This is a genomic window from Aliiroseovarius crassostreae (genome assembly GCF_049803815.1).
Classification (GTDB): Bacteria; Pseudomonadota; Alphaproteobacteria; order Rhodobacterales; family Rhodobacteraceae; genus Aliiroseovarius; species Aliiroseovarius crassostreae_A.
Window position 1 is genome coordinate 117,321 of record NZ_JBNAGI010000002.1, and the last position, 12,324, is coordinate 129,644.

At 60.2% G+C, this 12,324-nt stretch carries 13 protein-coding genes, 4 tRNA genes and 1 pseudogene; 12 read left to right on the forward strand and 6 right to left on the reverse strand.

From position 1 onward, the window contains the following. Position 1: 1 nt before the first annotated feature. Entirely contained in the window at positions 2–175 is a 174-nt protein-coding gene (locus ACP15V_RS06340; protein ID WP_424942841.1) for a hypothetical protein, read from the reverse strand. Here ACP15V_RS06340 and ACP15V_RS06345 point away from each other — a divergent pair. From ACP15V_RS06345 to ACP15V_RS06375, 7 genes are all read left to right on the forward strand, one after another. Next, positions 174–557: an HU family DNA-binding protein gene (locus tag ACP15V_RS06345; RefSeq protein WP_424942842.1), complete on the forward strand. Its 384-nt coding sequence runs from the start codon at positions 174–176 to the stop codon at positions 555–557. The genes ACP15V_RS06340 and ACP15V_RS06345 overlap by 2 nt on opposite strands. 19 nt (positions 558–576) lie before the next feature. After that, a tRNA-Val gene (locus tag ACP15V_RS06350) sits at positions 577–651 on the forward strand. 120 nt (positions 652–771) lie between these two features. Further along, a tRNA-Val gene (locus ACP15V_RS06355) sits at positions 772–847 on the forward strand. A 70-nt stretch (positions 848–917) separates the two neighbouring features. Next, positions 918–1,511 carry a histidine phosphatase family protein gene (locus ACP15V_RS06360; protein ID WP_424942843.1) on the forward strand — a complete coding sequence of 198 codons (594 nt, stop codon included), beginning with the start codon at positions 918–920 and terminating at the stop codon, positions 1,509–1,511. Positions 1,512–1,589: 78 nt separating this feature from the next. Further along, positions 1,590–1,666, forward strand: a tRNA-Asp gene (locus ACP15V_RS06365). 184 nt (positions 1,667–1,850) lie between these two features. Further along, positions 1,851–1,927: transfer RNA gene (locus tag ACP15V_RS06370), tRNA-Asp, on the forward strand. Positions 1,928–2,072: 145 nt separating this feature from the next. Then, positions 2,073–2,303: an RND transporter gene (locus tag ACP15V_RS06375; RefSeq protein ID WP_424942844.1), complete on the forward strand. Its 231-nt coding sequence runs from the start codon at positions 2,073–2,075 to the stop codon at positions 2,301–2,303. A gap of 58 nt (positions 2,304–2,361) precedes the next feature. Here the strand turns inward: ACP15V_RS06375 and ACP15V_RS06380 are convergent, their stop codons facing one another. Next, positions 2,362–3,738, reverse strand: coding sequence for a M20/M25/M40 family metallo-hydrolase (locus ACP15V_RS06380; RefSeq protein ID WP_424942845.1), 1,377 nt, complete (start codon positions 3,736–3,738; stop codon positions 2,362–2,364). Between the two features lie 387 nt (positions 3,739–4,125). On the opposite strand from ACP15V_RS06380, the gene hemA reads away from it, so the two are divergent. From hemA to ispG, 4 genes and pseudogenes are all read left to right on the forward strand, one after another. Continuing rightward, positions 4,126–5,349: a 5-aminolevulinate synthase gene (hemA, locus tag ACP15V_RS06385; protein WP_424942846.1), complete on the forward strand. Its 1,224-nt coding sequence runs from the start codon at positions 4,126–4,128 to the stop codon at positions 5,347–5,349. 203 nt (positions 5,350–5,552) lie between these two features. Next, positions 5,553–5,717: pseudogene (locus tag ACP15V_RS06390) on the forward strand (helix-turn-helix domain-containing protein); the annotation flags it as partial. A 156-nt stretch (positions 5,718–5,873) separates the two neighbouring features. Continuing rightward, positions 5,874–6,701, forward strand: a complete 828-nt coding sequence (locus tag ACP15V_RS06395) for a DUF4115 domain-containing protein (RefSeq protein WP_424943386.1) — start codon at positions 5,874–5,876, stop codon at positions 6,699–6,701. Between the two features lie 177 nt (positions 6,702–6,878). Next, entirely contained in the window at positions 6,879–8,009 is a 1,131-nt protein-coding gene (gene ispG, locus ACP15V_RS06400) for a flavodoxin-dependent (E)-4-hydroxy-3-methylbut-2-enyl-diphosphate synthase (RefSeq protein WP_424942847.1), read from the forward strand. A gap of 306 nt (positions 8,010–8,315) precedes the next feature. Here ispG and ACP15V_RS06405 read toward each other — a convergent pair whose 3' ends face one another. The 4 genes from ACP15V_RS06405 to ccmI form a co-directional block, all read right to left on the reverse strand. After that, entirely contained in the window at positions 8,316–8,594 is a 279-nt protein-coding gene (locus tag ACP15V_RS06405; RefSeq protein ID WP_424942848.1) for a hypothetical protein, read from the reverse strand. A gap of 177 nt (positions 8,595–8,771) precedes the next feature. Continuing rightward, positions 8,772–9,026, reverse strand: a complete 255-nt coding sequence (locus tag ACP15V_RS06410) for a DUF1289 domain-containing protein (RefSeq protein WP_424943387.1) — start codon at positions 9,024–9,026, stop codon at positions 8,772–8,774. 2 nt (positions 9,027–9,028) lie between these two features. After that, entirely contained in the window at positions 9,029–9,448 is a 420-nt protein-coding gene (gene ruvX / locus ACP15V_RS06415) for a Holliday junction resolvase RuvX (protein ID WP_424943388.1), read from the reverse strand. Between the two features lie 53 nt (positions 9,449–9,501). After that, entirely contained in the window at positions 9,502–10,785 is a 1,284-nt protein-coding gene (gene ccmI, locus ACP15V_RS06420) for a c-type cytochrome biogenesis protein CcmI (RefSeq protein ID WP_424942849.1), read from the reverse strand. A gap of 281 nt (positions 10,786–11,066) precedes the next feature. Between ccmI and ACP15V_RS06425 the strand changes: the two genes are divergently transcribed. After that, on the forward strand, positions 11,067–12,314 hold the full coding sequence (locus tag ACP15V_RS06425) for a sarcosine oxidase subunit beta family protein (protein WP_424942850.1): 1,248 nt from the start codon (positions 11,067–11,069) through the stop codon (positions 12,312–12,314). Positions 12,315–12,324 lie beyond the last annotated feature (10 nt).

The following is a 12,324-nucleotide window of genomic DNA, read 5'->3' on the forward strand; positions in this document are numbered from 1 at the left end:
ATCATGAACCGAGCAGAGAAATGGCCACAAAATCGAAAACAACCACCCGCAGCAGCACGCGTGCGAAACCGGCCAGTTCGAAGTCCGCACCAAAATCTGCGCCAAAAACCGCATCCAAAACCGCATCCAAAACCACGAAGAAACCAGCCTTGCCTGCACTGGATGCAGCGGTCATGAAAGTGGCCACAGCTCCCAGCCGTTCGACCCTTGGCGCGGCGGTAAGCACGCCGGACAGCCAGGAACCGAAAAAGACGGGCGCCCCTGTCTCGGGTGTTACCCGGCCCGACCCGCAGCCGGTCAACAAGAAGGAATTTGTTGGCCGCGTCGCCAAGCGGGCTGATCTTCGCCCCAACCAGGTGCGCGCCGCCACAGAAGCCGCGTTGGAAGAGCTGGGGCGTGCCCTGTCCAATGGGGAAGAGTTGAAACTGCCCGGTTTGGGCAAGCTGCAGGTCAAACGCAAAAAGGATATCGGCAAGGCCGAGGTGATGGTTTGCAAGATCCGCCGTAAAAAGGATGAAGAATCTGAGACCGACCCCCTTGCACCCGCAGCCGAGTGACGCTAAATACGCCGGCGTTGGGTGATTAGCTCAGTGGTAGAGCGCTTCGTTCACATCGAAGATGTCAGGAGTTCAAATCTCTTATCACCCACCATTTATCCTTCTGCGAATTCAAGGGGTTGGCGGAAGGATGTGATCTGAAAGTTTCTTGGGTCACAATGAAAAAACCCCTTGCGCTGATGGGCACACGGCGTTAAATCACAGTCCACGGAACGGGTCGTTAGCTCAGTTGGTAGAGCGCTTCGTTTACACCGAAGATGTCGGGAGTTCGAGCCTCTCACGACCCACCATCCGTCTCCCCCGAAAAACTGTTTCGTGTCGCGCTGGTTTGACTATGTTTGCGACAGAACGGAGTTTTTGATGCGTGACTATCCGGAACTCTATGTCATCCGCCACGGGCAAACCGAATGGAATCGCATCGGGCGCCATCAGGGGCGGCTCGACAGCCCGCTGACCGAAAAGGGGCAGGGGCAGGCGCGCGACATGGGGCGGATCCTCGCGCGGGTCGTGGATGACCCGGCACGGTATCAATGTTTCACCAGCCCACAGGGCCGGGCGGTGCAAACCGCCGAGATCGCGCTGGCCGGACTTGGTCTGTCCGCGACGCCGGATGATCGGCTGTGCGAGGTGGCGTTTGGCGCGTGGGAAGGCAAGACGTTGGAGGAGATTCGGCTGGGCTGGCCCGAGCTTGCCGCCTTGGCCGAGGAAGATCCCGTATCGTGGCATTTCATGTCGCCCGGTGGGGAAACCCTGTATGATCTGGAAGGCCGCGCGGATGCGTTTCTGCAAGACCTGACCGGCCCGGCCATTTTGTTCACGCATGGGATCCTGTCGCGCGTTTTGCGGGCACGTTGGTTGGGGGTGGATTGTGACGGCATGTTGGAATTGCCTGGCGGGCAGGGCGTCATTTTCCATCTATCTCAACAGCTTGGTCATGTTGTTTTGGAAAAATGACAAAAATCTGGAAATTGCCGCTTGACCCCTTCGCCCCCCCGGCATAGAACGCCCGAACAGTCGCAAGACTGGCAGCGAGCGGTTGTAGCTCAGTTGGTTAGAGTACCGGCCTGTCACGCCGGGGGTCGCGGGTTCGAGCCCCGTCAACCGCGCCACTGCTGCCTGATTTGTGATCCAAAAGAACCTCGCCGCAAGGCGGGGTTTTTTGCTTTTGGGCCTGTGTTTATCCGGAATTTCCCAGTCGGAATACCCGCAAAGAGAGGCGTGGCATTTTCTTCTCTCCGCGCTGCATTTTCTCATTGACGCCCTTGGCGCTGCGCCCTAAATACCCCCTCACGCGCGGTTGTAGCTCAGTTGGTTAGAGTACCGGCCTGTCACGCCGGGGGTCGCGGGTTCGAGCCCCGTCAACCGCGCCATTTCCCCCCTCTTTGAAAATTTCTGTTGTGCGACGCAACAGGGCTTTGTGACTGCGCCGACCGCGTCTTCCCACCACATGGCGTGGGGACCTGTCCTTTGTTAGGATAGGGACACCCTTCAAGAAGACCTGTCGGATCTCGCTGCATGATGAAACTCATTGATGACCTTCCCATCGGGATCGTGCTGATCTTTTGCCTGACCCTGGGGCTTGCCCCGTTCACGCCGCCGCATCTGTGGGAAAAGCTGGTGATGCTGTTTGGCGGCACGCTTGTCCGTCCCATCGACATGTTTGACCTTCTGATGCATGGGGCGCCGTGGATCGTGTTGGGGATCAAGCTGGTCAGATTGCGATCCGGTGGGGCCTCCGAGACATGAACGGCACATGAGAAAGGGCCCCGAAGGGCCCTTTGCTTTGTGTGCTTCGTCAAGCGTGTCAGGCAAGCTCGTTCAGAATACGTGCCCAGGACCGAATACCCTTGTGAAAGCTCTTCATGTCGTATTTTTCGTTGGGCGAGTGGATCTTGTCGTCGTCATTGGCAAAGCCCACCAGCATGGATTCCATGCCGAGGATCGACTTGAAGAAGCCCGCAATCGGGATGGACCCCCCCATGCCGGTGAACACCGCTTCCCGCTCCCATTCATCCGACAGGCCTTTCTGCGCGGCGGAAAATTCCGGGCGGGTGATGTCCATCACCGGCGCGCGCGAGCCTTCCAGATCATTGTCCCAGATCACTTTCATGTCGGGTTTCAACTGGGCCTCGACATGGGCGCGGATCCGTTCGCGCAGCTTGTCCGGGTCCATGTCGCCCACCAGGCGACAGGTCAGTTTGCAATGCGCCTCGGACGGGATCACGGTTTTTGACCCGGCCCCATTATAGCCGCCCCAGATCCCGTTGATTTCCAGCGTCGGCCGCGCCCATTGCTGTTCCAGACAGGTGCGGTCTTTTTCGCCGTGACACATGGTATAGCCCGCGTTGTCGAGGTATTCCTTCTGGTCAAAACCGCAGTTTTCCCAGGCCTGCAATTGCTGGCTGGGCGTGTCACTCACGCCTTCGTAAAACCCGTCCACCGCCACCGCGCCGGTGTCTTCGTCATAAAAGCTGGCGATGATACGCGACAGTTCGCGCAGCGGGTTCAGGCCGGGGCCGCCATAATGGCCGGAATGCAGGTCGAGCTTTGGTCCGACAAGGGTAAATTCGTCCTTCAGCATCCCGCGCAGCTGGCTGGCAATTGACGGCACACCCGGGCTGACCATCGAGGTGTCACAGATCAGCGCCACATCGGCGGTCAGCTCATCGCGGTTTTCTTCCATGAAGGGCACAAGCGAGGGCGAGCCTGATTCTTCTTCGCCCTCAAAAAAGATCGTCAGCTTGGCGGGCAGGGTGCCATGCACCTCTTTCCACGCGCGACAGGCCTCGACAAAGGTCATCAGCTGGCCCTTGTCGTCCGATGCGCCACGGGCGCGGATGATCTTGCCACCCGGTGTGTCTTCCACAAAGGGCGCAAACGGGTCGTGGTCCCATTTCTCCAACGGGTCCACCGGTTGCACGTCGTAATGGCCGTAAAACAACAGGTGGCGGTCGCCTTCGCCGCCATGCCCCACAACCATCGGATGGCCCGGCGTCGGACGTTTGTCCGCGTCAAACCCGATGGATTTCAAGTCGTTGACCAGCCAGTCCGCGGCCGTGTCACAATGTTCCTTGAAGGCGGGGTCGGTGGAAATCGACTGGATCTTCAACAGCTCCATCAACCGGTCGACAGAGGCGGGCAGGTCCTGGTCAATACGATCAAGAACGCGGTCAAGCGTCATGGTGTGCTCCTTGATGTCTGGAAGCGGGGCGCGATCGGCCCCTTATGTTTCTGTGTGTCTTTGGGGCGGAGCCTATCAGCCCGCTGCCTGCTGTCCAGCAGAGAAAAGTTTCCGATCTGCGCCGGACCAAGGCCGCAAACCCGCCCGACTGCGGCGTTTGTGACCGTTCCATTTGCGCCAGATCAATGTAAATAGCGTGTGAAGGTTTTCTAAAGACCGAAAGCGCGACCATAGGATCAGGGCCTCCTGTCACCAAAATGTGAGGACACGGGCCGGATTGGAACTAACATAGATCAAGATCATGAATGTGTTATTCCGCTAAAACTGGTGCTATGAACGCGTAAGGCAAACCGGATCACGCCCTGTTACAGGGACACGGAGGGGAAAATGGACTATAACCGAAAGCTGGACGAAGCCATCGGTCGCCTTCATGAAGAAGGCCGTTATCGCACGTTTATCGAGATCGAACGGCACAAGGGCCATTTCCCGCACGCCACCTGGCAAAAACCGGACGGGACCGAACAACCGGTCACCGTCTGGTGCGGCAATGATTACCTGGGCATGGGGCAGCACCCGAAAGTGCTGGCGGCGATGCATGAAGCCATTGATGCCACCGGCGCTGGCTCGGGCGGCACGCGCAACATTTCGGGCACCACCGTCTATCACAAACGGCTTGAGGCCGAGCTGGCCGACCTGCACCGCAAAGAGGCCGCGCTGGTCTTTACCTCGGCCTATATCGCCAATGATGCGACGCTCTCGACCCTGCCGAAATTGTTCCCCGGCCTGATCATCTATTCGGATGCCCTGAACCACGCCTCGATGATCGAAGGGGTGCGTCGCAACGGGGGCGCCAAGCGCATTTTCCGCCACAATGATGTGGCGCATCTGCGCGAGCTGATGGAAGCCGACGATCCGGAGGCGCCCAAGCTGATTGCCTTCGAATCGATCTATTCGATGGATGGCGATTTTGGCCCGATTGAAGAGATTTGCGACCTGGCCGACGAATTTGGCGCGCTGACCTATATCGACGAGGTGCACGCCGTGGGCATGTATGGCCCGCGCGGGGCAGGGATTGCCGAACGCGACGGTCTGATGGGGCGTCTGGACATCATCAACGGCACCCTTGCCAAGGCCTATGGCGTGATGGGTGGCTATATCGCCGCATCGGCAAAAATGGTTGACGCCGTGCGCTCTTACGCACCGGGCTTTATCTTCTCGACCTCGATCCCGCCGGCGGTGGCCGCCGCGGCCGCAGCATCCGTTGCACATCTCAAGGAAGATCAATCCCTGCGCGAGCAGCATCAGACACAGGCCAAGATCCTGAAGACCCGTCTGAAAGGGCTGGGGATGCCGATCATCGACCACGGGTCGCATATCGTTCCGGTGATCGTGGGCGACCCGGTGCACACCAAACAGCTGTCTGACATGTTGTTGGAAGAGTTCGGCATTTACGTTCAGCCGATCAACTTCCCGACCGTGCCGCGCGGGACAGAACGTCTGCGCTTCACCCCGTCGCCGGTGCATGGATCGGGCGAGATGGACGGGCTGGTCAATGCGATGGACAGCCTCTGGTCGCGCTGTGAGCTGAATCGCGCCGAGCTGTCCGCCTAAGCCCAACCGGCGGGTGCATAAAGTTTACGTATGTGGTAACTTGGACCTGAGAGGGAGCGGTGTATCGAATCGCCCCCCCTCGCTCGGGACAGGCGAGGTAATCAGGAGCAGAGTATATGATCGGGCGTTGGGCATCTACGCGCGTTGAAGAAGAAGAACAAACCACAGGGTTTGATTCTTTCGATCTTCGATTGGGCGATGTCATGAGAGGGGAGCGGGCCACGCTGGGCAAGTCTCTTCTGGATGTGCAGCGCGAGCTCAAGATCAAAGCCACCTACATTGCCGCCATCGAAAATGCCGACGCGTCTGCGTTCGACACGCAAGGGTTTATCGCGGGCTATGTCCGCTCTTACGCCAGGTATCTTGGGCTCGACCCGGAATGGGCATTTGGGCGTTTTTGCGAGGAAAGTGGTTTTGCCACGGCGCACGGGCTGTCCGAAGCCGCCTCCAGCAAGCAAACCACCCGGGTTCAGAAACCCATCGGTGGACCGGATGACGCCTTTGGCAATCCGAACGCCACCTGGGTGCCGCAAACCGAAAGCATCTTTGCCCGGATCGAACCCGGTGCCGTTGGATCGGTCGCCGTTCTGGCCGCCCTTGTGGGGGTGCTTGGGTTTGCCGGATGGTCTGTCCTTCAGGAAATTCAACGTGTCGATTTTGCCCCGGTGGAACAATCCCCCGGTGTGCTGGCCGACCTGCCCGTATTTGAAACCGAAGCTGAGATGGCCGATGCCGGCACGGTGATGGCCCCTCCGTCCACTGAAGCGCTGGATCGGCTCTATCGCCCGCAGGCGCTTGATGTTCCGGTGATGACGCAGCGCGATGCGCCGATTTCCACGCTGGACCCGCGCAATGTGGGTGTTCTGGCGGGGATGGAGCGTGATTTGGAGCCGGTTGCACCAGATTTTTCGGCACCGCCGGGTATCGGTTTTGGGGCTGCGGCAGATCAACTGGCTGACACCGTGGTTGCCGCTGTCGGTGAAGATGGAAACATTCCGCGCATCAAGGTCTTTGGCGATGACGCAGCCGAGGTGGCACTGGTGGCTGTGCGTCCCAGCTGGGTCCGTGTGCAATCTGCCAGCGGATCTGTGATCTTTGAAAAGGTCATGGATGCCGGTGAACATTATGTCCTGCCGAAAACCGAAGCCGCGCCTTTGCTGCGCACCGGCAACGCAGGTGGCATTTATTTCGCTGTAAACGGTCAGGCCTTTGGTCCGGCCGGGGCCAGCGGGTCGGTGGTGAAAAACATCGCGCTGTCGCCAGATGCCCTGTCCGAAACCTATTCGGTTGCCGATCTCAGCCAGGATCAGGCGCTGGCCACCTATGTGGCCGAACTTCAGCTGGCCGAGTAATCAGCGCTGCCGTTCCACGACCTTCGATAAGTTCGACGTCGTATCTATCCGTACAGTCTTACGTGGCCGTAAAGTGGCGTGCGGAAAATTGCCGTGCGGCGCGCCCATCGCGCTTGTCTCTCCCCCCCGCATCACGCTATCCCTTGACCGCAAGAACCCCTTCGGAAAGGTCCGGTCATGAGCCACAATCCCATCCGCCCCTGGCGCGATATTGAACGCCGCAGATCCCGTCAGATCATGGTGGGCAATGTCCCTGTCGGCGGTGGCGCTCCGATTGCGGTGCAAACCATGACCAACACCGACAGTTCGGACGTGAAAGCCACGCTGGGGCAGGTGCTGGCCGCCGCCGAAGCCGGGGCCGATATCGTGCGTATTTCCTGCCCGGATGTGGGCTCCACCACCGCCCTGAAAGAAATCGTGCGTGAAAGCCCGGTGCCAATCGTGGCCGACATTCACTTCCACTATAAACGCGCCATTGAAGCGGCCGAAGCGGGCGCCGCCTGCCTGCGCATCAACCCGGGCAATATCGGCGATGCAGGGCGCGTGCGCGAGGTGATCAAGGCGGCCAAGGATCACGGCTGTTCGATCCGCATCGGCGTGAACGCAGGCTCGCTTGAACGCCACCTGCTTGAAAAATACGGCGAACCGTGCCCTGAGGCGATGGTGGAAAGTGGCCTCGAACATATCCGTATCCTCGAAGACAATGATTTTCGCGAATACAAGATCTCGGTCAAAGCGTCGGATGTGTTCCTGTCCGCCGCCGCCTATCACGGCATTGCCGAGGCCACGGATGCGCCGATCCATCTGGGCATCACAGAGGCAGGCGGGTTTGTCTCCGGCACCATCAAATCCGCGATCGGCCTGGGCAACCTGCTTTGGGCGGGTATTGGCGATACCATCCGCGTCAGCCTGTCTGCCGATCCGGTGGAAGAGGTGAAAGTGGGGTTTGAGATCCTGAAATCTCTTGGCCTGCGTCACCGGGGCGTCAACATCATCTCCTGCCCGTCCTGCGCGCGCCAGGGGTTCGATGTGATCAAAACCGTGGAAACACTGGAAGAACGTCTGGCCCATATCCACACCCCCATGAGCCTGTCGATCATCGGCTGTGTGGTAAACGGTCCGGGCGAGGCGCTGATGACCGATGTGGGGTTCACCGGCGGCGGGGCCGGGTCCGGCATGGTCTATGTGGCCGGCAAACAGGACCACAAGCTCGACAATGACAAGATGGTTGATCACATTGTTGAACTGGTCGAAAAACGCGCTGCCGAGATCGAAGCGGAGGCCGAGGCAGTCGGGGCTGCTCAATAGGGGGCGCTGCCCCCTCGACCTGCGGTCTCACCCCCGGGATACTTTTGACCAGAAAATAAAAGGGTCTCGGCCTGAAGCCTTTATGAATGGGGCGGGTTAGGCGGGGATGTCGACGGCCGCGCGAGGATATGCGGACATTCATTCAGGGGAGCGCAGGCTTCCCGTTCTTTCATTATTTTCTGGTCGTAAATATCCTGGGGTGAGCGGCGCAGCCGCGAGGGGCAAAGCCCCTGCAGGCTCGCATGGCGAGCCATCGCCCTCGCGGGGGCCGAGGATCTTTGATCCGAGGCGTTTGACCGATTACGGCTAGGGGGCGGCGATCTCTCTGATCGGAAAGCGCAACCCGTCTTCGGTGATCACGGTCAGCCGCCCCCCTGCCATCACGTAAAGATCGCAGCGGGTGGACCCGGTTACATAGGTGACGCAAATCGTGCTGTCCGTTCCAACCACATAGGTCCCTTTCCAGGTGCCCCCACCGCCATAGGTATAGAAATACTGCCCATCGCGGCGGAAGTCTGACGTGCCGCCGTCGTAATAGGTCAATACCTGGCCTTGAATCATGCCTGCCAGATCATCCTGGCTCATGGTTTGATCTGTTGAGCGCGTGGTCCAGGAGTGGGCCGCTACGCTGGTGGGAAGAGCCAGAAGAACTGCGAAAATGGCGAGTGTTTTCATGTCCTCACGCTATCGCAGAACTGCGGGGGGGCCAGTCACATTCCTGTCACCTTGTGGTGAAGATCATTCACCCCGATAGTGATCCGGCTATTCTTCTGGCTGATCCGCAGCGCGGCGCATCCTTGCCTTGCGGCCCCCGCGGCGTTTGGTCAGCTCTGACCGGCGGTTTGGCAGTTGATCCATGATCTCGCGACGGGTTTCGGCGGGCAGTTTGGACCAGCTGGCGATCTCTTCCATCGTGCGCAGGCATCCGGTGCAAAGCCCCGCCTCGCGGTGCACCACGCAGATTTTCACGCAGGGGCTGTCGACCTCGTCGCGCGCCCAGATTTGCCCGTCATCCATCATCAAAGATGCCTCATCCGATCCAGTACGCCTTGCAGGATATACCCGGCAGCCACGTGATCAATGACCTCAGAACGACGCTTTCGCGACGTATCCGCCTCCAAAAGCGCCCGTTCGGCGGCCACGGTGGACAGGCGTTCGTCCCAAAAGGTGATTGGCAGCTCGGTCAGCTTGGTCAGATTGCGGGCGAAGGCGCGGGTGGATTGGCAGCGCGGGCCTTCGGTGCCGTCCATATTGCGCGGTAGGCCGAGCACAATGCCGCCCAACTGGCGCTCTTTGGCAATCTCCAGGATCCGCGCCGCATCCAGCGTGAATTTCTTGCGTTTGATGGTCTCAAGCGGGGTGGCGACCTGGCGAAACCCATCCGACACCGCGACGCCGATGGTTTTGGTGCCCAGGTCCAGCCCGGCCAGCGCGGTCATCGGGGCGAGGGCGGCGGTAAACTCGGCAATGTCCTCAAAGATCACAGCCGCGCTCACTCTGCCACCCCGGCCTGAATGGCGGCCTGTTTGACCGTTTCATAAGCGTCGCCGGTGTCCGCGAACGTTTCCTTCGCCTCATTCCAGATCGCAGCGGCACGGTCGGTTTCGCCCAACACGCCCAGCACGGTGATCAGGCGGGCCCATTCGGCGGGGGTGCCGCCTTCGGTGGCAAGCCGCTCGGAGAGCTGTTCGACCATGCCCTTGATCATGTCCTGCCGGTCTTCGGCGCTCATGTCCTGCGCTGCGGCCATGTCTTCGGCGGTGGGGCCAGAAAGGCCGTCCGTCTGCCCATCCGGTGCAGTAGAGGGCAGGGGGGCGGTTGCCTTGGGGGCGCGCGGTGGCAAGGTGTAATTTTCCCCCGCCATCTGCGCCAGACCTTCGATCTGGCTGCGAATGGGGGTGATCCAGGGCGCGCCATCCGGCCCCTCTTCCAACAGCCCACGCCACAGGCGGAACGCCAGATCGGGGCGCGAGTTCTGGGCGAACATCAGCCCGGTATAGTAACGTGCCACCGGGTTGCGCGGATCCTTGATCAGGGACACGCGCAGCGCCTCTTCGGCTTCGGGCGAGACAAACCCGCCGGCGGTCATGATCATCACATCCGCCTGCCGGGCAAAGTCATCAGAAGTTGCTTCGTCTCCCTTGATCTCAATCAGGCGGTCCATCGCTTCGCGTGCGGCCACATGGTTGCCGACCGAGGTTTCGTGCTGCACCAGCAGGTCCAACCCGCGCGGATCATCCGGCGTTTCCTTCATCTTTTCGCGCAGGGTGTCGACCAGTTTCACGTAATCTTCCGGCGTGCCCTCGGGTGCCCCGGTCCAGTCCGGACGTTCGGCTTCGATCTCGGCCTGGCTGGGGCGCGCGGCGCGCAGCTCGTCCGCCTGGGCAATACGTTTTTTCAGGCCAAGGTCCTGTGCGCCCGGGCTGCCCAACACCCAGTAAAGCCCAAAGGCGCCAAGGATCAGCGCAAGGGCCGCGATCCCCATCGTCACCCGCGTCGCGCCTTCGGGGGCATCGGTGGTGCGGACCCGCGCCTTCGCCTTGCGATCGGCCTCAAGCAGGCGGCGCGAGATTTCCAGCCGGGTCCGCTCGGCCTCGTCCTTGCCGACGGTGCCCCGTTCCACATCGCGGTCCAGCTCTTTCAACTGGTCGCGATAGATCTGCATGTCCGAGGTGATATCCTCGCCGCCCGCCTCTGGCGTGCGTTTCAGCATCTGCCGCGTCAGGATCAGAACGACGGCCAGGGTGGTCGCACCGGTGATTGCCCAGAAAAACATGATGTCTCCGAAGTTAGGTCCCGTACATGTAATCGGGGATGCCCGGGTAAAAAACCCCCAAAGCGTAGATGTGACAATTCGGGGCGGTCTGACATGATTTGGGTCAAGAGATCTGCCCATTCACCAAGTTGTGAGCGCGAAGGAAATGCTTTCCCCGCCCCCAAAAGCGGCTGATGTCGCTTTTTGCCCATAAATGGCGTTGGATCACCAAGGAAGCGACACGCATGGGCGTAAAACAAAGGCGTACCGAACGCCTAATCAGAGGATTCGACGGGGTTAGCATGAGACGTTATTCGGCATTTGCCATCGCACGGGAGGGTGTGCGCTATCACCAGGGGTGGGAACGCGCCTGGACATCGCCCACGCCTAAAAAGAAATATGATGTGGTGATCGTGGGCGCGGGCGGCCACGGGCTGGCCACCGCCTTTTATCTGGGCAAGAATTTCGGGATCACCAATGTGGCGATCATCGAAAAGGGCTGGCTGGGCGGCGGCAACACCGGCCGCAACACCACCATCATCCGGTCGAACTATCTGCAGGATCCGTCCGCGGCGATCTATGAAAAGGCACGCAGCCTGTATGAAACCATGTCGCAGGATCTGAACTATAACGTCATGTTCAGTCCCCGTGGTGTGATGATGCTGGCCCAGACCCATCACGAGGTGCGTGGCTATCAGCGTACGGCCCATGCCAACGCGTTGCAAGGCGTGAAGACCGAGTTCATTTCGCCCCAGCGTGTAAAAGAACTGGTGCCGATCATGAACATCAACGGGCCTCGCTATCCCGTTCTGGGTGCGCTCTGGCAGGAACGTGCCGGGACCGCGCGTCACGATGCGGTGGCCTGGGGGTATGCCCGTGCGTGTTCCGACATGGGCATGGACATCATCCAGAAATGCGAAGTGACCGGTGTGGATCAGGCCGACGGCAAGGTGACCGGTGTGCGCACCACCCTGGGCGACATCGCCTGTGACAAGATGGCGATTGTCGTGGCTGGCAACTCGGGCCACCTGGCCGACATGGCCGGCTTCCGCCTGCCGATGGAATCGGTCGCCCTTCAGGCGCTCGTCAGTGAGCCGATCAAACCCTGCATGGATGTGGTTGTGATGGCCAACACCGTGCACGGCTATATGTCCCAGTCGGACAAAGGCGAGATGGTCATCGGCGGCGGCACCGACGCCTTCAACAACTACACCCAACGCGGCAGCTTCCACCATATCGAGGAAACCGTGCGCGCCCTGGTCGAGACCTTCCCGATGGTGTCGCGCCTCAAGATGCTGCGCCAATGGGGTGGGATTGTGGATGTGACCGGCGACCGCTCGCCGATCATCTCGAAAACGCCGCTGGGCAACACCTTTATCAACGCAGGCTGGGGCACCGGCGGGTTCAAATCCATTCCCGGTTCTGGCTGGGCAATGGCGGAACTGGTTGCCAAAGGTGAACCCGGACCACTGGCCGCAGAATTTGGCTTGAACCGCTTCACCGAAGGCCGCTTTATCGACGAAAGCGTCGCGGCCGGCGTGGCCCACTAGGAGGATAGAA

Bases quoted from the DNA above. Each gene is read 5' to 3' on its own strand.
- ACP15V_RS06375 (WP_424942844.1), top strand. From the start codon at position 2,073: ATGATGAAACTCATTGATGACCTTCCCATCGGGATCGTGCTGATCTTT.
- ACP15V_RS06360 (WP_424942843.1), top strand. From the start codon at position 918: ATGCGTGACTATCCGGAACTCTATGTCATCCGCCACGGGCAAACCGAA.
- ispG (WP_424942847.1), top strand. From the start codon at position 6,879: ATGAGCCACAATCCCATCCGCCCCTGGCGCGATATTGAACGCCGCAGA.
- ACP15V_RS06380 (WP_424942845.1), bottom strand. From the start codon at position 3,738: ATGACGCTTGACCGCGTTCTTGATCGTATTGACCAGGACCTGCCCGCC.
- ACP15V_RS06345 (WP_424942842.1), top strand. From the start codon at position 174: ATGAAAGTGGCCACAGCTCCCAGCCGTTCGACCCTTGGCGCGGCGGTA.
- ACP15V_RS06340 (WP_424942841.1), bottom strand. From the start codon at position 175: ATGACCGCTGCATCCAGTGCAGGCAAGGCTGGTTTCTTCGTGGTTTTG.
- ACP15V_RS06405 (WP_424942848.1), bottom strand. From the start codon at position 8,594: ATGAGCCAGGATGATCTGGCAGGCATGATTCAAGGCCAGGTATTGACC.
- hemA (WP_424942846.1), top strand. From the start codon at position 4,126: ATGGACTATAACCGAAAGCTGGACGAAGCCATCGGTCGCCTTCATGAA.
- ccmI (WP_424942849.1), bottom strand. From the start codon at position 10,785: ATGTTTTTCTGGGCAATCACCGGTGCGACCACCCTGGCCGTCGTTCTG.
- ruvX (WP_424943388.1), bottom strand. From the start codon at position 9,448: ATGACCGCGCTGGCCGGGCTGGACCTGGGCACCAAAACCATCGGCGTC.
- ACP15V_RS06425 (WP_424942850.1), top strand. From the start codon at position 11,067: ATGAGACGTTATTCGGCATTTGCCATCGCACGGGAGGGTGTGCGCTAT.
- ACP15V_RS06410 (WP_424943387.1), bottom strand. From the start codon at position 9,026: ATGGATGACGGGCAAATCTGGGCGCGCGACGAGGTCGACAGCCCCTGC.